Genomic DNA, 18029 nt, shown 5'->3' on the forward strand with positions numbered 1-18029 from the left:
AGCGCGGCACCCCCAGGCCACGCTCTGAAGTCAATACGGGGAGAGGAATCAGCACCCTCATGAGGAAGATCGCAGTAGGCATCCTGACCGCCATGGTCGGCGGCACCATGTTGGTTTCGGGCGCGGGCGTCGCTTCGGCGTCCACCGCCGCGAGGCCCCACACCAAGCTCCACATCCGGGACATCAGCCCGAACCCGGTCCTGGTGAAGAAGGGCTCCGAGACCACGGCGCACTTCAACGTCCTCGCCAGCCGCAACGTCGAGCGCGTCGAGCTCAGCGTGGCCCCCGCGGGCGTGCGCACGCTCGCCGCCAAGGACGTCAAGGGTCTTGAGGGCTGGCGCTTCGCCGTCGCCTTCAACGACAACGACGCCCAGGGCAAGTGGAAGGCCACCGCCGTGGCCTTCGACCGCCGCGGCAACAAGATCGCCACGGACTCGGCCTACTTCTACGTGAAGCAGGTGAAGAGCAAGGACGACACCCGCATCTCGCGCTTCTACGCCAGCCCCGGCAAGGTGCGCAAGGGCAAGACGATCACCTTCACCGGTCGTCTCGAGGCTCGCGACGGCCGTGACTGGGACGGCGTCCGCAACGAGCGGGTGAACATCTACTACAAGGCCTTCGGCTCCAGCACCTGGAAGTACGTCGCCTCCGACCGTACGTCGTGGGGCGGCAAGTTCTACGCCAAGACCCGCGCGTACAAGAGCGGCTCCTTCCGCGCCGTCTTCAGCGGCGACCGCCGTCTTGAGGACACCACGAGCCGTACCGACTACGTGCGCGTCTACACCTGGCACCGTCACTGACCACCTGGGCAGGGCCTGGTGAAGGTCCCGCTCATGTGATCCAGGCCGAGAAGCCCGGTCCCCCTCGTGGGGCCGGGCTTCCGGCTTTTTTTACCGTCCGGGAGGTTTAGCGATCTTGATATCGCCGCATGGGACCACCCATTGCGACGGCCGACCCCTGAAGGAGCTCCCCGGATGCCGCACTCCGTGATCGCCCTCGTCCTGAGCATCACGAGCGCCCTGGGAGCGGCACCCTCACCCGAGGTGTCCGTACGCTACGAGCAGCCCTCCTCCAACAGCGCCGAGCAGGCAGAACGGCTGCTGAAGAAGAGCGAGGCACTCAAGACCGACATCATGCCGCCGCGCGACGTGAAGGTCGTCGCCCGAGACTGCGACTCCCCCGAGGCCACCTGGAGCTCCGGCAAGCGCCGCATCACCATCTGCTACTCGCTGGTCGACAAGGTGCACCGCACGATCAAGGGCATCTCCGAGACCGAGGAGGCCGACGCTAAGGCCACCGGCGCCCGCACCGACGGCGCCCTCGCCATGCTCTTCCACCGCCAGCTCGGCCACGCGCTCACCACGCTTAACGGCCTGCCCGACAGCGTCGCACAGGCCGACCAGTTCGCCGCGCTCACGCTGCTCGCCGACGACCCCGAGCACGTCGTGGCCGCCTCCGAGGCCCGCCACCTGCTCGCCGGCCACGACGGCGCCGAGCACCTGAAGGAGTCCGCCGCGTTCGCCTGCCTGCTCTACGGCTCCGACCCGGCCAGGTACGCCTCCATCGCCAAGGGCGGCTGGGTGCCGCCCGAGCGGGCGCCCTCCTGCCCCGCCGAGTACGAGCGGGTCAGGTCGGCCATCGGGGGCGCCGTCCGTACCGGGCCGTGAATCGTCGGATCTGACGGGTAGCGTCCCCGGTATGTCCGAGGACCTGCTCAAAGACTTCAACCCGTTCGACATCTTCGACGCCGAGGCCGCCAGGCTCGACCGCTTCTTCTCCGGCCTCGACGAGGCCGGCTGGGCGCGGCCGTCGCGCTGCTCCGGCTGGTCGGTCCGCGACGTGCTCGCGCACCTCGCGGGCGAGGAGCTCTACAACCACGCCTGCCTCGACGGGACTGTCCCGGACCTCATGGCGCGGCTGGCCACCGAGGGCGTGAGCGACTACAACGACTTCAACGAGCTGTCCGTACGCCAGCGCAGGAACCTGCCGATCGGGCAGGTGCTGGAGGAGTGGCGCACCAAGAACGGCGAGACCCGGGCGCGCATGCGGGCACTGGGCTACGACGGCACCCTCGACACCCTGGCCGGGCCCTACCCGGTGGGGCACCAGACCTTCCACTACGACTCCGAGTACGCCACCCACGCCGACGACGTGGGCGCGCCCGTCTCGTCCGACGAGGCCGCCGGGCGGACGGCGTGGCGGGTGGCGGTGAGCCGCTTCGTCCTGGCCGAGCAGGAGGCCAAGGTGCGGGTGGAGCCTGCTGACGGGCAGGTCAGGGCGTCCCTGAACGGGGTCAGCGCGACGCTTTCCTCCTCGGACTTCGTGGAGGCCACCGTGGGCCGGCTCCCCACCGGCCACGACCTCGACCCACGGCTGGCGGCCGCCCTGCGCTGCCTGGCCTGAACCCTCACTCGGAGAGGACGGATCCCCATGTGGCTGCGTGATCGCGAGGGCACCGAGCCGGTGACGGCCCGCAGCGCGCTGGGCGTGCGGCGGGTGCTGTCGATCATCGCCTTGGTGCTGGGGGTGGTGGCCGCGGTGTTCTTCACCGTCCAAGCCATGCGGACGGGCGAGCAGGTGTGGGTGTGGGAGGCGGCGATCGCCGCCGCAGTGGCCGTAGTCGCCGCCATCGACCTCCTGATCATCCGCCACCGCCGAGCTTCCCGCCGCCCGAAGACCCACCAACACCGCTGACCAACGCCTCAGAGACCACCCGCCCCCACGCGGGCACACCCCATAACGCCGCCCGTCCCAGAACGCGGCAACTCTGCACGGCGCCGCGCCCCCGCCCACGCCACCCATCCGCGGGAACAGCGCACCCCAGGACGCCCGCCCTTACCAAGTCTCGCGTCCCACCACATCGCCCCTCCCGCTACGCCGCGCGCCCGCCCACGCCACCCATCCCGTCCTCCTAAACCCGTCCTCCGCCGCGCGTCCCACCACGCGCGTCCCTGCGATGCCGCCTGAAGCGTCACAGGCCGTCTCAGGCGGCCGCCCGCCCCGCGCGGACCCCTCCACGCGTGTCCCACGACACCGCGCGTCCCACCACGCGCGTCCCTGCGATGCCGCCTGAAGCGTCACACGTCGTCTCAGGCGGCCGCCCGCCCCGCGCGGACCCCTCCAGGCGCGCCACATCCTCCCCTCCCCCCGAACGCAGTGCGCCCGCGCGTCCTGGGTGTGGCCCAGGGCGCGCGGGCGCCATCACGATTTCTTCGGATATTTCAGGACGTGGCGCGGCCATAGCGCTGCTTGAAGCGCTCGACGCGGCCGGCCGTGTCGAGGATGCGGCCCTTGCCCGTGTAGAAGGGGTGGCTCGCGGACGACACGTCCACGTCGATGACGGGGTAGGTCCTGCCGTCCTCCCACTCGACCGTCCTGTCGCTGGTCAGCGTGGAGCGGGTGAGGAAGGCGTAACCGGCGCTCGGGTCGCGGAAGACGACCGGGCGGTACGCGGGGTGCAGGTTCTTCTTCATGCCCCCTGCAACCCATTGGCAACGGTTTTCATTCCCGAGCTTCAGGGTCGAGCCCCAGCACCGTACGACCCCCGTCCACCGGCACCGTCACCCCGTTGACGAAGGACGCGTCGGGCGAGAGCAGATACGCCACGACCGACGCCACCTCTGCCGGCGTGGCGACCCGCCCCAGCGGATGCAGCCGAGCCAGCTCGGCCTCCACGGCCGCAGCCCCCTCGGGACTCTGCTCCGCCAGGAACCGCTCATACCGTTCGGTCGCCACCGAGCCGGGCGCCACCGCGTTCACCCGGATGCCACGCCGGCCGTACTCCACGGCCAGCGCCCTGGTCAGCCCCTCCGTGGCGGCCTTGGCCGTCGCGTACGGCAGACTGCCGGGCACGGGCCTGGCGGCCTGGTGCGAAGTGACGTTCACGATGGCGCCGGGGGTGCCGGCGGCCAGGAAGTGGCGTACGGCGGTCGCGCACCCCACCACCGCCAGATCGAGATTGGCCGCGATCAAGGCCCTGACCTCGGCGATCGGCGACGAGTCCACGGAGGCGTCACGGAAGATCGCCGCGTTGTTGACCCACCCCGCCAGCGTGCCCGACTCCTGCGCCAGGTCGGCGGCCCACGCGGCGACCTCCTCGTCGGCCGCGTCCCCGATGACCGGCACGATCCGCCGGCCGTCCGCCCAGGACAGCGCCTCCTCGTCACGTTCGACGGCGATCACGGTGGCCTCCTCGTCGCGCAGGAGCCGCTCGGCCACGGCCCTGCCGATGCCTCGTCCGCCACCGGTCACTACGTAGGAAATGCTCATAATGCTTACGCTATGCGGCCATTCGATCATTTGTAGTGCGCGAAGTGACACGCGTCACGCCATTCCCGCAATTCCCGCGAGAATGGCCGGAAACGCACTAGTTCGCGATCACCGGTGGGACGTTCCACAAACGATTGATCGGCACACCGGCGGTCACTCGGACGGCCGGCTACGGCGCGCTCAATCGCATGCATCGACCGGCGCAGGGCGTACGGGAGAGGCGACCGCCTGAGTACGGTAGACGTGCAGCACGATCCCTCGGCCACCCCCGGTCGACAGGTGGGGCCGTACCGCCCCTCGTGACGGTCTCGGCCTCTGGGGAGGTCGAGACCCCCGTATTTGGGCGGTTTCGTAGGCTGCTGCCCGGCTCCGCCGTCGGCGGAACCGGCCATCCGCCCGCCACCGAACACGTAAGGTAGCCGCATGGATACCCCCACCGACGTCCTGCACCGCGTGTTCGGCTACGACTCCTTCCGCGAGGGCCAGCAGGAGATCATCGACCACGTGGTCGCCGGGGGTGACGCGCTCGTCCTGATGCCCACCGGCGGCGGCAAGTCGTTGTGCTACCAGATCCCCGCCCTGGTGCGCCGAGGCGTCGGCGTGGTCATCTCCCCCTTGATCGCCCTGATGCAGGACCAGGTGGACGCGCTCAGAGCGCTGGGCGTACGCGCCGGGTTCCTCAACTCGACGCAGGACTTCGACGAACGCCAGCTCGTCGAGTCGGAGTTCCTGGCCGGCGAGCTCGACCTGCTCTACCTCGCCCCCGAGCGGCTGCGCGTCGAGGCGACGCAGCGGCTGCTGGCCAAGGGCGACATCTCGGTGTTCGCGATCGACGAGGCGCACTGCGTGGCGCAGTGGGGCCACGACTTCCGTCCCGACTATCTGGAGCTTTCCCGGCTGCACGAGCTGTGGCCGGAGGTGCCGCGCATCGCGCTCACCGCCACCGCCACGCCGGCCACCCACCGCGAGATCTCCTCCCGGCTCAACCTCGACCAGGCCCGCCACTTCGTGGCCAGCTTCGACCGCCCCAACATCCACTACCGCATCACCGCCAAGAACGACCCCAAGCGGCAGCTGCTGGAGTTCCTGCGCACCGAGCACGACGGCGACTCCGGCATCGTCTACTGCCTGTCCCGCTCGTCCGTGGAGAAGATCGCGGAGTTCCTGGCCGACAACGGCATCGCCGCCGTCCCCTACCACGCGGGCCTCGACGCGCGCACGCGCGCCCACCACCAGGCTCGCTTCCTGCGCGAAGACGGGCTCGTGGTGGTGGCCACGATCGCGTTCGGCATGGGCATCGACAAGCCTGACGTGCGGTTCGTGGCCCACCTCGACCTGCCGAAGTCGGTGGAGGGCTACTACCAGGAGACCGGGCGGGCGGGGCGCGACGGGCTGCCGGCGACGGCGTGGATGGCGTACGGGCTGCAAGACGTCGTCCAGCACCGGCGCATGGCCATGGAAGGCGACGACGCCCACCGCCGCCGCCAGGTGCTCCACCTCGACGCGATGCTCGCGCTGTGCGAGACGGTCGGCTGCCGCCGCACGATGCTGCTCGACTACTTCGGCCAGGATGGCTCGCAGCCCTGCGGCAACTGCGACACCTGCCAGGCCCCGCCCGAGTCGTGGGACGGCACGGTCCCCGCCCAGAAGGTGCTGTCCACCGTGCTGCGGCTGGCACGTGAACGGCGGCAGAAGTTCGGGGTGGGGCAGGTGGTCGACATCCTGCTCGGCAAGAAGACCGCCAAGGTGATCCAGCACGACCACGACACGCTGACGGTCTTCGGCGTGGGCACCGACCTGGGCAACGCGGAGTGGCACGGCGTCGTACGCCAGCTCCTCGCCCAAGGTCTGCTGGCGGTGGAGTCCGACTACGGCGCCCTGGTGCTCACCGACGCCAGCGCCGACGTGCTGCGCGGCCAGCGCGAGGTGCGGCTGCGCCGCGACACCCTCCGCCCGGCCCGCGCCAAGGTGGCCGGCTCGGCGAAGTCCGCGAAGGCGGCCGTCGAGCTGTCCGCCGAAGCCGCCCCCCTCTTCGAACGCCTCCGCGCATGGCGCGGCGCCACCGCCAAGGAGCAGGGCGTCCCCGCCTACGTCATCTTCCACGACGCGACCCTCCGCGAGATCGCCACCGCCCGTCCCACGTCCCTGGCAGAGTTGAGCAAGGTCAACGGCGTAGGCGAGAACAAACTCGCGAAGTACGGCGAACAAGTCCTGGAAGTCCTGCAGGAGGACACCCCCGCTCCGTAACCGCGAGCGTCCGGAAGCCACGCGGCCACAACACTCGGGGGCCGAGCCCCTAGGCCGACCACCAGCGCATCGCCCAACCAACCGACCCCACCACGGACAGTGACGTGAGGAGCGTTCAGCCACCGGAACCCGGCTGCACAACACCACCCCACACGTCGTACGATCACTTTGTACGGAAATGTCAAACCGCACACCGTGACGCGGCTCTTGGTAGAACCCGACGACGTTCCGACCGATACGGTGAGAAGATCGGTTAAGGTATCCAGCCACGGCTGGAAGGCCACCCAAGCCACACCGTGCCGGAGGGACGGTAACCCGTCCGGTCTGAGTCCGCGAGGCGACCCCTTCGTCCACCGCGGACCGGCCGGCCAACGTGGTGGCGACGACCGTTCTTCGTGCGGCCGTCGCCACCACCACGAGCCCCCTCACCACCCACCGCGCCACAGTCTTCTCGAACGCCCAGCCAGCAAAAACCCGCCACCTTTGGCCCTTCGGAGCAGAGCCCACAAGCGGAACCTTCGGCCCAAACCCGCGCTCTCCAAGCCCGTGGACGAAGCCACTGACGAAGACGCCGCAGCCACGACGGAGACCCTGTGCGCAGGTGGCGAAGGGCTTCGGCGCAGGTGGCAGAGAACGCAGGTGGCGGAGGGCTTCGGCGCAGGTGGTCAGCGGAAAGGGGTCCAGGTGGGGTCGCGGCCGAGGTAGGCGAGGAGGTGGTCCTGGGCGGGGGCGTGCGGAGGGACGGGGAGGGGTAGGGCGAAGCGGGCCGGGCGCTCCTGAGCGGTGACGAACAGCCGGGCCAGGTCGAGCAGTTCTTCGGCCAGGAGAGGCGGAAGCGGGTGGCGTTCACCGCACGCCATGGCCACGTCCCAGCCGTGGACGGCGATCTCGATCGCGCCCACCGCCGCCACCATCGGACGGGTCAACCTGCGGTCGCCGACGGTGATGAGGGCGTCCCCCGACAGAGCGACCCACCGCCCGAGCACCTCGGTGGCGCTGTCCCTCAGCAGCAGAGCCGGGTTGCGAGACCCGGGCGGACATTCATCCCCAAGCCTGTCTCCAGGCTCCAATCCCTGCGCAAACCTGTCTCCAGGCTCCAGTCCCTGCGCAAGCCTGTCTCCAGACTCCTGTCCGTGCGCAAGCCCTGGGCCTTGGCCAGGCCCGGGCTCATAGCCGTGCACGACGCCCAACCCGCGCCCCTCTTCAGGCCCGGCTTGGTGCACAGGGTCAGAGCTGCGACCGGCCCTCGGCCCGTATCCATGCGCTCGACCGAACCCGCGTCCGTCCCCAGGCCCACGCCTGTGCCCGTTCCCGGATGTAGGGCCGGCTCCGAGCCCCGGCCCGAGCTTGGGGCCGAAGCCGGGGGCGGGGAGTGGGGTTGGGCGGTGGGGGGTGGGGGTCAGGGGTGGGCGTTCGTGTTCCTTGCTCTGGGGTGTGAGCGAGACAGAGGTGCCTGCGGCTTCGGCGAGGGTTTGGAAGGAGTCCGTCAGGTGGGTCAGTAGGTGGTGCAGGGTCCAACCTGTGCAGGGGGTGGGGCGGCAGAGGGTGGCCGGGGTGACCAGGCGCAGGCTGCCGAGGGCGTACGTGATGGCTCTTTCCAGCAGTGCCACCCCTGCTTTCAGCGCCTGCTCATGCTCGCTCATATCGCCTCCTCGTAGAGGGAGACCCGTGGCGAGGCCAGAACTCATCGGGGACCGGTCAGGGCGGGTCGTGAGCTCGGCCGGGGCTGGAACCTTGTGGCGGGATTCGGAGTAGTGGGGGTGGTACGAACGACACGGACAGCGAGTAGAGGAGGGCCCAGTGAGAGTGTGGTGCGGGGTTGTGGGCGTTGCGGTCGCCATGGTGGCGGGTGGGTGTGCGGGGCAGGGTCTTGATCCGAAGGGTGAGGTTGGTGGTGGCCCTCCGGCTACGGGGGTGATGGCGGAGGACGGGGAGTCGGAGCGGGTGGTGGCCAGTCCGGCGCGGACTGGGGTGGGGTGTCAGGGGACGCCGGTGTTCCTCGGTAAGGGGTATCCGGAGGTGCGAGGGACCGCTCAGGAGGCTGAGTTGTGGGGGTTGTTGTTCGTGGCCAAGACTCCGTTGAAGCGTGGGGGCGAAGTCAAGATCGTGTGGCGGATGACCGGGGAGGGGCCACTGGAGGTTCGGGCCGGCCTGGGCGACGGTACTCACGCCAAGCTGGTCTGGGGGCCTGAGGAGCATGGCGGGTCCACTTGGCGCAGGCCGGGGCAGGAGTGGGGCACCGGGTTCGTGTTCCCGAAGGCGGGGTGTTGGAAGATCGAGCTCAGCCGCACGCGTGGCTCAGGACATGTCTGGCTTCCGGTGGAATGACACCCCGGCTCCGCCATGCCCGATCGCCTCCGTGTGCCGGCGTGGAGCGGCGCCCCTGGCGTGATGGTGACTGTTCGTACTGGATGTTGATGGTGTTATGACAGGGACTGGTCGATGAATGCGGTGACGTCGTCCAGCACCTCGTCCTTGTTCGTTTCGTTGAAGATCTCGTGGCGGGCGCCTGGGTAGATGCGTTCGGTCAGGTTCGTGCCGCGGATGGCGGTCATGCCGGTGCGGGTGCCTTCCAGGGGGACTAGCTGGTCGTCCTCGCCGTGGGCCCAGAGGGTGGGGAGGTGGCCGAGGGGGGCCGGTCTTGGTGATGACGTCGAGGGTCGTGGCGAGGGCTTCGAGCGTGGCCCGCTTGAACGGGCCGTGCCAGACCAGCGGGTCGGCCGCGTACGCCTCCCCCACCGCCGGGTCGCGGGACAGCGTGGCCGGGTCGATGGGTGTGTCGGGCGGCTCCGGGTAGGCCAGCAACTGCGGCACGACTGCCCACTCCCCGAGCACCGGCCCCGACAGGACGAGCGCGGCCAGGCCGGTGCCGTAGCGCTGGGCGTAGCGGGCCGCGATGAGGCCGCCCATGGAGTGGCCGATCATCACCACCGGTACGTCCGGATGCGCCGCCCTGGCCTGCTCCTCGAGGGTGTGCACGTCGGCCACCACGTCCTCGTAGTCCGCGATGAGCACCCGGTCGCCCTCGGACCTGCCGTGGCCCATGTGGTCGAGCCCGTAGACGGCGGCGCCGTGGCGGACGAGCCGGTCGGCCACGTACTCGTACCGTCCGATGTGCTCGCCGTAGCCGTGCACGAGGAGGGCGACGTAGCGCGGCCGGTCATGGGGCCATTCGCGGACGTGGTTGACGACTCGGGTGCCGGTGAAGGTGTACTCGCGCGACGCGGCCATGCCTACTCCCTGGGTGTTCACTCCTGGGTCCGGAGTGCGGTGAGCGTACGACGTCCGGCCCCCGCGATCAAATAGCCGGGCGCGAGGTCCGAAAACTGCCGAGTTCCGGCGTCGCGGCGGTGTTGGGAAAGGCATGGACATCGTGACGGACGAGCGGCTGGCGCGCGAGCTCGACGCGTACGGCTGCGCGCTGACCCCGCAGGTGCTCACTCCGGAGGAGTGCGAGCAGATCGCCGGCCTGTACGACGAACGCGGGCACTTCCGCGCCACCATCGACATGGAACGGCACCGCTTCGGCGCCGGACAGTACCGATATTTCGGTCACCCGATCCCTCCTGTGATCGCACGGCTGAGGGCCGCGTTCTACGCCCGCTTGCTGCCGATCGCCCGGGATTGGGCGGCCCGGCTGGGGCAGCCCGCGCCCTGGCCAGACGATTTCGGTGAATGGCTGGACATGTGCCACCGCGCTGGGCAGACCAGGCCGACCCCGATCCTGCTCCGCTACCGCGAGAACGACTGGAACGCCCTGCACCGCGACCTCTACGGCGACCTGGTGTTCCCGCTGCAGGTGGTGATCGGGCTCGACCGGCCCGGTCACGACTACACGGGTGGCGAGTTCCTGCTGGTGGAGCAGCGGCCGCGGGCGCAGTCGCGGGGCACGGTGACGCTGCTGCCCCAGGGTCACGGGCTGGTCTTCACCACGCGCGACCGGCCGGTGCGGTCGTCGCGCGGCTGGTCGGCCGCGCCGGTTCGGCACGGCGTCAGCACCGTACGCTCCGGCCTGCGCCACACTCTCGGCCTCGTCCTCCACGACGCCACATAAGCCCCCGTCACGCCTCACGCCAATGGGACGGGCCCCACGAGGCCGAGCGGGTTGCATAGGGCGTCCTCGGGAGAATGGGGGCATGTGGTGCACGAGCCCCCACCGAGTTACGACCCCAGATCAGGAAATATCGTGATCCCGCTGCCGTTCCGAGAGATCGCCCCGGGCGCGGTGCACGTGCCCGGCTGGCTCAGCCTCGACCAGCAACGCCACCTCGTCCAAGCATGCCGGGAATGGGCGAAGGGCCCTGTGCCGATCCGGCACACCGTGCTGCCCGGCGGCGGCGTCATGTCCGTGCGGACGGTCTGCGTCGGCTGGCACTGGCAGCCCTACCGCTACACCCGCCTGGCCCACGACGTGAACGGCCGACGGGTGGCGGAGTTCCCGGCGTGGCTCAAGGAGCTGGGCCGGCGGGCCCTGGCCGACGCGTACGGGAAGGAGATGCCGTACGACCCCGACACCGCCCTGATCAACTTCTACGACGGTCAGGCGCGGATGGGTATGCACCAGGACAAGGACGAGCGCGCGGACGCCCCCGTGGTCTCGCTCAGCGTCGGCGACGCCTGCCTGTTCCGGTTCGGCAACACCGAGACGCGCGGCAAGCCCTACACCGACGTGCGCCTCGAATCGGGTGACCTGTTCGTGTTCGGCGGGCCGTCGCGGCTGGCCTATCACGGGGTGCCGAAGGTCTATCCGGGCACCGGCGACCCGGCCACGGGCCTGGCCGCCGGCCGGCTCAACCTCACGATGCGCGTCACCGGCCTGGGCTGACGCGCCTGGATCACTGGCTCGCCGGGACGTAGCCGAACTCGTCGTCGGAGAAGCGGCGCCGCAGCGTGCGCAGCACCTTCGCGGTGTCGTCGTCGGGGCCCTCGACGTAGAACGGCCTGCCGTCGCGGCCGAACGTGATCGCCGGCTCCTCCTCCCACTTGCCCAGCACGTCGGCGCCGAGCGAGAACAGGTCGTTGGGCTCGAAGCCGAGCGACTGGGCGTAGTCGATGGAGCCGAACACCAGGTGCCTGGCCAGCTCGATCGGGGCCTCCTGCCAGCCGGCGTATTCGCCGAAGAAGTATTCGCGGAAGCGCGCGAGGTCGCGGTCGTCGAGCACGTCGGGGCCGATGACGGCTTTGACGCCCTGGCAGTAGACGTCGGCCAGGTAGCCGCAGACCGTCAGGCGGTCCCAGTTGTAGCGCCGGGCGACCAGCACGCACACGTTGCCGCCACCGCCGGAGCCGGGGGCCTCGTCGACCCACCCGCGGGCCGGGTCGACGCCAAGCCCCTCGCTCCAGCCGACGTTGATCCAGCAGCCCATCACCTCGGCCTCGCCGGGGCCGGTGGCCTGAGCGGTCTCCTCGGCGATGGCGCGCACCAGCGGCGCGACGACCGACGGCGAGACCTTGAGCGCCCGCGCGATCTGCTTGGGCGACATGCCCTGCTCGCGCAGCTCGCGTACCTGGTCCTTCAGTTCCATTGCGGCAGCCTACTGGACCTCGTCTGCGGTGAGGCGGCGGGCGAGCCAGGCAAGGGCAAGTGGATAGCGGTATTCGATGCCCCCGTGACCTGCGTCGAAGAGCTCGAAGGCGACCCGGTCGGCAGGCACGCCCGCCGCCTCGACCGCGCGGCGGAAGGCCACGGCGCCGAAGTCGAGGAAGTATTCGTCGCGGCGGCCCGCGTCGATCCAGATCGCCCGCTGGGAGCGCAGCGCCTCGGCGTGGCGCGGCTCGCCGGCCATCACGACCGGGTCGTGGGTGAGCCAGCGCTGCCACACCTCGGGCACGACCGCGCCGGTGTCGTCGAACGGCAGCCGCACGGTGCCGTCGTCGTCGGCGGAGTAGGCGGCCGCGTAGGCGTACATCTCCAGCAGCTCCAGGTCGCCCTCCTTCGTGCCGGCCGGCCGGCCGCGGAAGTCGGTGAGGAAGGCGTCGTAGGAGCCGTCGTACATGTCGCGCAGCCGCCGCGCCAGCACCGGGAACGTGCGCCGCATGCTGACCTCGAACAGCGCGTCGCCGGCGTGGGTGGCCAGCGCGCCGAACACGTCGGGCGCCAGCATGGCGGTCACCATCGCGCCGTAGCCGCCGCTGGATTTGCCGGTGATCGCGCGGTGGTCGCGGTCGGCGAGCGTGCGGTAATGGGCGTCGACGTAGGGGACGATCTCGTCGCGCAGGTAGGAGTGGTAGCGGCCGGTGGCGGGCGAGTCGAGATATTGGCTGCCGCCGAGCGAGGTCCAGGCGTCGACGTAGACGACGATCGCGGGCGGCACGTCGCCCGCCGCGAACAGGGCGTCGGTCAGCTCGGGGTAGGGCTGGCGGAACGGGGTCCTGTTGAACCACATCGCGACGTGGCCGGTGTAGCCGAGCAGGACGTAGATGGTCGGGTAGCGGCGGTCGGGCGCGTCGTCGTAGCCGGGCGGGACGTAGACGACCAGCGGCCGCTCGTGCGGGTCGCCGAGGGGATTGTCGCGCAGCAGCGCGCTGTCGACGACGTGGTGGTCGAGACGACCGGCGAGGTCGGCGGACCAGGGCAGCATGCGGGCTCTCCTCGGGGAACGTGTGGTGAGATCAGGATGCCGTACGGCACCGACAGTTCAGCCGACCGACAAGGTGGTGGTGTCGACGCCCGCCTGGGTCACGGACCGGCCCGAGACCAGCACGAGCGAGAGGTTGCGCAGGTCGGCGATGCGTTCGAGGGGGTCGCCTGCGACCGCGATGAGGTCGGCCCGCTTGCCGGGGTCGAGGCTGCCGGCCACCTCGCCCACCCCGCAGGCGTCGGCGGCCAGCACGGTGGCCAGCTCGATGATCTCGGCGTTGCGGTAGCCGGCCATCGCGAACACCTCGAGCCCGCCCACGTACCCGTCGGTCGGGTTGGCCACCTCGCCCACCGCGAACCCGGCGTCGGTGCCCGCGATCTGCCGCACCCCCGCCTCCCGCATGCGGGCGACGCCCGACAGCCAGGCGTCGAGCGTCTCCTCCCCGTGCACCCGCCTGAGGCGGTCGAAGACGCCGTGCACGGTCGGGCAGACGTACGTGCCGCTGGCCGCCACCAGCTCCACCAGCTTCGGGTCGTAGCGGTGGCCCGACGGGGTGAAGAACGTGCAGTGCTCGATCGTGGTGACGCCGGCCTCGACCGCGCTGCGGATGGCGGCGTGCGCGTGGGCGTGGGCGGCGACGCCCTTGCCGCGCGTGGCGGCCTCCTCGACGACGGCGCGGAGCTGCTCGGTGCCGTACTGCGGGACCCAGCTCGGCGGCGCGCCCGGCGTCATCTGGCCGCCGGAGGCCATCACCTTGAGGCAGTCGGCGCCGGCCCGCAGATTCTCCCTGGCCACGCGGCGGATGGCGGCCTCGTCGTCGGCCTCGCCGCCCATGTACCAGCAGTGGCCGCCGGTGATGGTGATCGGCCTGGTGGCGGCCACGATGTGCGGGCCGACGGCCAGGCCCTCCTCGACGGCGTCGCGCAGCGCCAGGTCGAGGAAGCCGCGCGCGCCGAGGTCGCGGGCGGTGGTGACGCCGGCGGAGACGAGCTTGCGCGCGTTCTCGGCCATGCGCAGCAGCAGGTGGGCGTCGCTCTCGGCGCTGCGCCGCGTCACCGGGTCGACCTGGGGGTCGAAGCCCAGGTGCACGTGCGCGTCGACCAGTCCTGGCAGGACGGTGTGTCCCGGCAGGTCGAGCACCTCGCCTGCCTCTCCGGCGCTGCCGCGTGGCCCCACGGAGACGATGCGGGGCCCGTCGATGAGGATCTCGCCGTTCTCGATCACCTCTCCTGGACGTCCGGTGAGCACCTTCGCCGCCCGAATGATCCGCATGCGTCCCAGCGTGCCACGGGCCTGAAGGCGGCGAGAAGGGGATCGTAAGAACGGCGTCGCACTCTGGGAGCATCGTCACCTCCGGAGGGCAGAGCGCATGTCCGTGACCGTCGCCTACGACCTCGTCCATCTCCTCGGCGCGCCACGCCCGCTGGTGTGGGCCGCCTGGACCGAGCCCGAGCGGTTCTGCCGCTGGTTCGGGCCCGCCTGGATGGCCACGCCGCTGGGGCGGGTCACCCTCGACGTGCGGGCGGGCGGGGCGTGGGGGGTGACGCTGGTCGGCGAGGAGGGGTTCGAGATGGCGGTGGGCGGGCGCTATCGGGAGGTGGTGGCGCCGGAGCGGCTGGTGTTCACGACCGGTGCGGGCGATCGGGCCGCGTCCGTGGTGACGGTGGTGTTCGTCGCGGCGGGCGCGGGGACCGAGCTGCGGGTACGCGAGATCGGCGTGGGCGTCGGGCGTGAGGGGTGGGAGGAGTTCTGTGCACGGCTGGCCGCGTACCTAGAGCCCTAGCAGGGTGAGTGCGTCTTCCAGCTTGTACGTCTCCCCCTCCGCGTACGCCGCCGCGTACGCCTCCTCCCCCAACGCCTCCCGCGCCCGCGCGGCCGTCCTGCCGACGTCCTCCTGCTCGGCCGGCCACGCGGCCAGCTGGTGGTGCCGGCGGGCGGCGGCGGCCAGCCCCAGCAGCCGCGCCCCCTGCTCAGTGGGCCCGGCCGCGGACGCGGCGGCCTCCACCGCGTTCACCGCCGTCCGCGGGTCACCGATCCTGCGGATCGCGGCCAGCGCCTCGGCGTGCAGCTCCAGCGCCCCCGCCCGGTCGCCGCGCAGCTCCAGCAGCCGGCCCAGCTCGACGAGGACGTCGGGCAGGTGCATCGCGGGCTCGGCGGACGGGTCTCTGGACACGCCGTCGAGCAGGTGGCGCAGGTGCCGCTCGGCCAGGTCGAGCCGGCCCGACCGGCGCGCGGCGAAGGCCAGGCCCATCTCGGCCATCGTCGCGCCCTTGCTGTATCCCTGGGCGGTGGCCTGGGCGAGCGCGCGCTCGCTCAGCTCGATGGCGCGCTCGTACGCGCCGCTCTCCAGCGCGGTCCAGCCCAGCCAGGCGATGTACGTGACCACCTCGGGCCACAGCTCAAGCTCCTCGGCCATCCGCAGGTTCGCGCCGAACAGCCGGTCGGCCTCCTCGGTGTCGTGCTCCATCTGCGCCAGCGAGGCCAGCCACTCGGTGGCGCGCAGCAGCCCCCACCGGTCGCCCAGCTCGGTGAACAGCCGGGCGCTCTCCCCCGCGACGCGCCGCAGCGCCTCGGTGTCGCGCAGGGTGAAGGCGTCCATGGCCTGCCTGGTGAGCGCGGTGGCGACGCCCCAGCGGTCGCCGACCTCCCTGAACGTGGCCAGCGCCCGCTCCCCCAGCTCCTGCCCCGTCGTCATGTCTCCGACGTGCAGGGACATGAACAGCTCCGCCCTGGCCCGCGCCCCGGGGTCGGCGATGGCCGCCACGACCGGCTGCCAGTCGGGCTCCTCGCCCATCATGAGCGCGAAGCCCGCCTCCCAGGCCGCCGCCCTGGCCCGCTCGTCCCCCTGCTCGTCCCCCTGCCCGCCGCCCGGCACGGCGAGCGCCGTCGCCAGGGCCCGCCTGCCCTCGGTGAGCCGGCCGCGCAGGAACCAGTACCAGGTCAGCGCGTTGACCAGCCGGGCCGCGCCGTCCGCGTCGCCCGCCGCCGCGGCGGTGTCGAGCGCCGCGCGCAGGTTGGCCGACTCCGCGTCGAGGCGCAGCAGCCATTCGCGCTGGTCGTGGCCGTACAGCTCGGGCTCGGCGCGCAGGGCCAGCTCCAGGTAGTGGCGCAGGTGCGCCTGGCGTACCCCGTCCAGCTCGCCCGCGTCGGCCAGCCTGGCCAGGCAGTACGCCGACACCGACTCCAGCAGCCGGTAGCGCACCCCGCCGGGGGCGTCCACGACCGTCACCAGCGAGCGGTCGACCAGCCTGGCCAGCAGGTCCAGCACGTCGAGCGGGTCCAGCCCGCAGACGGACTCGGCGGCCTCCAGCGTGCAGCCGTCGGCGTGGACGGCCAGGCGGCGCAGGACCACGCGCTCGTCCTCCGACAGCAGGTCCCAGCTCCAGTCGATGACCGCGGTGAGCGTCTGCTGGCGGGCGGGGGCGCCGCGCTGCCCCGAGGCCAGCAGCCTGAACCGGTCGTCGAGCCTCGCCACCACGCCGTGGACGCCGAGCGCGCGCACCCGGGTGGCGGCCAGCTCCAGCGCCAGTGGGATGCCGTCGAGCCTGCGGCACAGCTGCGCGATGGCGGGGGCGTTGCCGGCGTCGAGGACGAACCCGCGGGCGGAGGCGGCGGCCCTGGTCACGAAGAGGCGTACGGCGTCGGAGCGGGCCATGGCCGCGAGGTCCTCCCCGGTGGGCACGCCGAGCGGCGGCACATTCCACAGCACCTCGCCCTCGACCGCCAGCGGCTCCCTGCTGGTGGCCAGGATCCGCAGGTCGGGGCAGGAGCGCAGCAGCGACTCCGCCAGCTCGGCCACCTGCTCGACCAGGTGCTCGCAGTTGTCCAGCACCAGCAGCGTGCGCCGCTGCCGCAGCACCGTGGCGAGCCTGGCGGGCGCGGCCTCGGGGCCGGCGTCCTCCCTGATGTCCAGCGCGGCCATCACCGCCTCGGCCGGGGTGCGGGACGCCTGGTCGAGCGCCACCAGCCAGGCGCCGCCCGCGAACTCCTCCGCCAGCCGGTTCGCCACCTCAAGCGCGAGCCTGGTCTTGCCGACGCCGCCGCTGCCGGTGAGCGTCACCAGGCGTTCCTCGCCCAGCAGGGCGCCGATCTCGGCCAGCGCCGCGTCACGTCCGATGAGCTTGCTGACCGGGGCGGGCAGGTTGGTGGACGGCCGCTCGGCCGGCACGCTCAGCGCCGGGTCCTGCCGCAGGATCGCCTGGTGCAGCGCCACCAGCTCAGGGCCGGGGTCGAGGCCCAGCTCGTCGGCCAGCCGGTCGCGCAGCTCGGCGTAACCGGCCAGGGCCTCGCTCTGCCTGCCGGCGCGGTACAGGGCCCGCAGGTGCACGGCGCGCAGCCGCTCGCGCAGGGGATGGCGGCGTACGAGGTCGCTCAACTCGCCCACGAGCAGCCCGTGCTCTCCCAGCTCCAGCCGGGCCTCGGCGTGCTGCTCCAGCGCGGACAGCCGCTGCTCCTCCAGGCGGTGCACGGCCGCCCTGGTGAACTCCTCGTCGGCGAAGTCCGCGTACGCCGGGCCGCGCCACAGCGCCAGCGCGTCGGCCAGCAGCCCCGCTTTGGTTTTGGGGCTGTCGGCGGCCTCGGCCCTGGCCAGTAACTCAGCGAACCGTACGGCGTCCACCGCCCCCTCGTCGGCGCGCAGCAGGTAGCCGGGCGCGCGGGAGACGACGAGGTTCTTGCCGCCGCTCTCGGCGTCCTCGAACGCCTTGCGCAGCTGCGACACGCGCACCTGCAGCGCGCCCGCCGGGTTGGCGGGCGGGTCCTCGCCCCACAGGTCGTCGACCAGCCGGTCGACCGACACGGGATGCCCCTCGTGGACCAGCAGGTCCGCGAGGAGCGCGCGTACCTTGAGCCCGGGGATCGTGACGCTCTGCCCGGCATCCGTCCACACGGCCAGCGGGCCGAGCACGCCGAATCGCATGCCCGTCACCCTAT

The 18029-nt window shown here is 71.6% G+C and carries 15 protein-coding genes and 2 pseudogenes; 8 read left to right on the plus strand and 9 right to left on the minus strand.

What is annotated here, in order from left to right; translation table 11 throughout:
- The first annotated feature begins 59 nt into the window (after window positions 1–59).
- The 4 genes from ACFFR3_RS02840 to ACFFR3_RS02855 all read left to right on the plus strand — a co-directional run bounded on the left by ACFFR3_RS02840 (window position 60) and on the right by ACFFR3_RS02855 (window position 2694).
- The gene (locus ACFFR3_RS02840) at window positions 60–800 is read left to right on the plus strand and encodes a hypothetical protein (RefSeq protein WP_379482537.1); all 741 of its coding nucleotides are present in this window, start codon (window positions 60–62) and stop codon (window positions 798–800) included.
- A gap of 174 nt (window positions 801–974) precedes the next feature.
- The gene (locus tag ACFFR3_RS02845) at window positions 975–1667 is read left to right on the plus strand and encodes a DUF4344 domain-containing metallopeptidase (RefSeq protein ID WP_345397312.1); all 693 of its coding nucleotides are present in this window, start codon (window positions 975–977) and stop codon (window positions 1665–1667) included.
- Between the two features lie 31 nt (window positions 1668–1698).
- Window positions 1699–2403, plus strand: a complete 705-nt coding sequence (locus ACFFR3_RS02850; protein ID WP_345397309.1) for a maleylpyruvate isomerase family mycothiol-dependent enzyme — start codon at window positions 1699–1701, stop codon at window positions 2401–2403.
- A 27-nt stretch (window positions 2404–2430) separates the two neighbouring features.
- Window positions 2431–2694, plus strand: a complete 264-nt coding sequence (locus tag ACFFR3_RS02855) for a DUF6343 family protein (RefSeq protein ID WP_364379015.1) — start codon at window positions 2431–2433, stop codon at window positions 2692–2694.
- 527 nt (window positions 2695–3221) lie between these two features.
- Here the strand turns inward: ACFFR3_RS02855 and ACFFR3_RS02860 are convergent.
- On the minus strand, window positions 3222–3473 hold the full coding sequence (locus ACFFR3_RS02860) for a type B 50S ribosomal protein L31 (protein ID WP_345397303.1): 252 nt from the start codon (window positions 3471–3473) through the stop codon (window positions 3222–3224).
- A gap of 28 nt (window positions 3474–3501) precedes the next feature.
- Window positions 3502–4269, minus strand: a complete 768-nt coding sequence (locus tag ACFFR3_RS02865; RefSeq protein ID WP_345397300.1) for an SDR family NAD(P)-dependent oxidoreductase — start codon at window positions 4267–4269, stop codon at window positions 3502–3504.
- A 423-nt stretch (window positions 4270–4692) separates the two neighbouring features.
- Between ACFFR3_RS02865 and recQ the strand changes: the two genes are divergently transcribed.
- Window positions 4693–6516 carry a DNA helicase RecQ gene (recQ, locus tag ACFFR3_RS02870; protein ID WP_379482538.1) on the plus strand — a complete coding sequence of 608 codons (1824 nt, stop codon included), beginning with the start codon at window positions 4693–4695 and terminating at the stop codon, window positions 6514–6516.
- A gap of 665 nt (window positions 6517–7181) precedes the next feature.
- Here the strand turns inward: recQ and ACFFR3_RS02875 are convergent.
- From ACFFR3_RS02875 to ACFFR3_RS02885, 3 genes and pseudogenes are all read right to left on the minus strand, one after another.
- Window positions 7182–7502, minus strand: a complete 321-nt coding sequence (locus ACFFR3_RS02875; RefSeq protein WP_379482723.1) for a DinB family protein — start codon at window positions 7500–7502, stop codon at window positions 7182–7184.
- A 453-nt stretch (window positions 7503–7955) separates the two neighbouring features.
- Window positions 7956–8357 (minus strand): annotated as a pseudogene (locus ACFFR3_RS02880) (maleylpyruvate isomerase N-terminal domain-containing protein); the annotation flags it as partial.
- Window positions 8358–8939: 582 nt separating this feature from the next.
- Window positions 8940–9747: pseudogene (locus tag ACFFR3_RS02885) on the minus strand (alpha/beta hydrolase).
- Between the two features lie 133 nt (window positions 9748–9880).
- Here ACFFR3_RS02885 and ACFFR3_RS02890 point away from each other — a divergent pair.
- Both ACFFR3_RS02890 and ACFFR3_RS02895 read left to right on the plus strand, forming a co-directional pair.
- A complete protein-coding gene (locus ACFFR3_RS02890) occupies window positions 9881–10570 on the plus strand; it encodes a 2OG-Fe(II) oxygenase (protein WP_345397294.1) in 690 nt (229 codons plus the stop codon).
- A 129-nt stretch (window positions 10571–10699) separates the two neighbouring features.
- Complete coding sequence (locus ACFFR3_RS02895; RefSeq protein ID WP_364365878.1) at window positions 10700–11341, plus strand: alpha-ketoglutarate-dependent dioxygenase AlkB family protein; 642 nt, start codon at window positions 10700–10702, stop codon at window positions 11339–11341.
- Between the two features lie 10 nt (window positions 11342–11351).
- On the opposite strand, the gene ACFFR3_RS02900 is transcribed toward ACFFR3_RS02895, so the two are convergent.
- From ACFFR3_RS02900 to ACFFR3_RS02910, 3 genes are read right to left on the minus strand one after another with little or no spacing between them, the layout of a single operon-like run.
- On the minus strand, window positions 11352–12041 hold the full coding sequence (locus ACFFR3_RS02900) for a helix-turn-helix domain-containing protein (RefSeq protein WP_345397291.1): 690 nt from the start codon (window positions 12039–12041) through the stop codon (window positions 11352–11354).
- 9 nt (window positions 12042–12050) lie between these two features.
- Window positions 12051–13097 (minus strand): alpha/beta hydrolase, encoded by a 1047-nt coding sequence (locus ACFFR3_RS02905; protein ID WP_364365835.1) that lies wholly within the window; start codon window positions 13095–13097, stop codon window positions 12051–12053.
- Between the two features lie 57 nt (window positions 13098–13154).
- Entirely contained in the window at window positions 13155–14369 is a 1215-nt protein-coding gene (locus ACFFR3_RS02910) for an amidohydrolase family protein (RefSeq protein WP_379482539.1), read from the minus strand.
- Between the two features lie 97 nt (window positions 14370–14466).
- On the opposite strand from ACFFR3_RS02910, the gene ACFFR3_RS02915 reads away from it, so the two are divergent.
- Window positions 14467–14880 (plus strand): SRPBCC family protein, encoded by a 414-nt coding sequence (locus ACFFR3_RS02915; RefSeq protein ID WP_345397282.1) that lies wholly within the window; start codon window positions 14467–14469, stop codon window positions 14878–14880.
- Here ACFFR3_RS02915 and ACFFR3_RS02920 read toward each other — a convergent pair.
- Window positions 14869–18015 (minus strand): AfsR/SARP family transcriptional regulator, encoded by a 3147-nt coding sequence (locus ACFFR3_RS02920; RefSeq protein ID WP_379482540.1) that lies wholly within the window; start codon window positions 18013–18015, stop codon window positions 14869–14871. The genes ACFFR3_RS02915 and ACFFR3_RS02920 overlap by 12 nt on opposite strands.
- Between the last annotated feature and the right edge of the window lie 14 nt (window positions 18016–18029).

The organism is Nonomuraea salmonea, assembly GCF_042428605.1.
Classification (GTDB): domain Bacteria; phylum Actinomycetota; class Actinomycetes; order Streptosporangiales; family Streptosporangiaceae; genus Nonomuraea; species Nonomuraea salmonea.

What these genes read in the sequence shown, in the direction of transcription:
- ACFFR3_RS02905 (WP_364365835.1), bottom strand. Translation starts at nt 13,097, where the DNA reads ATGCTGCCCTGGTCCGCCGACCTCGCCGGTCGTCTCGACCACCACGTC.
- ACFFR3_RS02850 (WP_345397309.1), top strand. Translation starts at nt 1,699, where the DNA reads ATGTCCGAGGACCTGCTCAAAGACTTCAACCCGTTCGACATCTTCGAC.
- ACFFR3_RS02840 (WP_379482537.1), top strand. Translation starts at nt 60, where the DNA reads ATGAGGAAGATCGCAGTAGGCATCCTGACCGCCATGGTCGGCGGCACC.
- recQ (WP_379482538.1), top strand. Translation starts at nt 4,693, where the DNA reads ATGGATACCCCCACCGACGTCCTGCACCGCGTGTTCGGCTACGACTCC.
- ACFFR3_RS02860 (WP_345397303.1), bottom strand. Translation starts at nt 3,473, where the DNA reads ATGAAGAAGAACCTGCACCCCGCGTACCGCCCGGTCGTCTTCCGCGAC.
- ACFFR3_RS02855 (WP_364379015.1), top strand. Translation starts at nt 2,431, where the DNA reads ATGTGGCTGCGTGATCGCGAGGGCACCGAGCCGGTGACGGCCCGCAGC.
- ACFFR3_RS02910 (WP_379482539.1), bottom strand. Translation starts at nt 14,369, where the DNA reads ATGCGGATCATTCGGGCGGCGAAGGTGCTCACCGGACGTCCAGGAGAG.
- ACFFR3_RS02900 (WP_345397291.1), bottom strand. Translation starts at nt 12,041, where the DNA reads ATGGAACTGAAGGACCAGGTACGCGAGCTGCGCGAGCAGGGCATGTCG.
- ACFFR3_RS02915 (WP_345397282.1), top strand. Translation starts at nt 14,467, where the DNA reads ATGTCCGTGACCGTCGCCTACGACCTCGTCCATCTCCTCGGCGCGCCA.
- ACFFR3_RS02865 (WP_345397300.1), bottom strand. Translation starts at nt 4,269, where the DNA reads ATGAGCATTTCCTACGTAGTGACCGGTGGCGGACGAGGCATCGGCAGG.
- ACFFR3_RS02920 (WP_379482540.1), bottom strand. Translation starts at nt 18,015, where the DNA reads ATGCGATTCGGCGTGCTCGGCCCGCTGGCCGTGTGGACGGATGCCGGG.
- ACFFR3_RS02845 (WP_345397312.1), top strand. Translation starts at nt 975, where the DNA reads ATGCCGCACTCCGTGATCGCCCTCGTCCTGAGCATCACGAGCGCCCTG.
- ACFFR3_RS02890 (WP_345397294.1), top strand. Translation starts at nt 9,881, where the DNA reads ATGGACATCGTGACGGACGAGCGGCTGGCGCGCGAGCTCGACGCGTAC.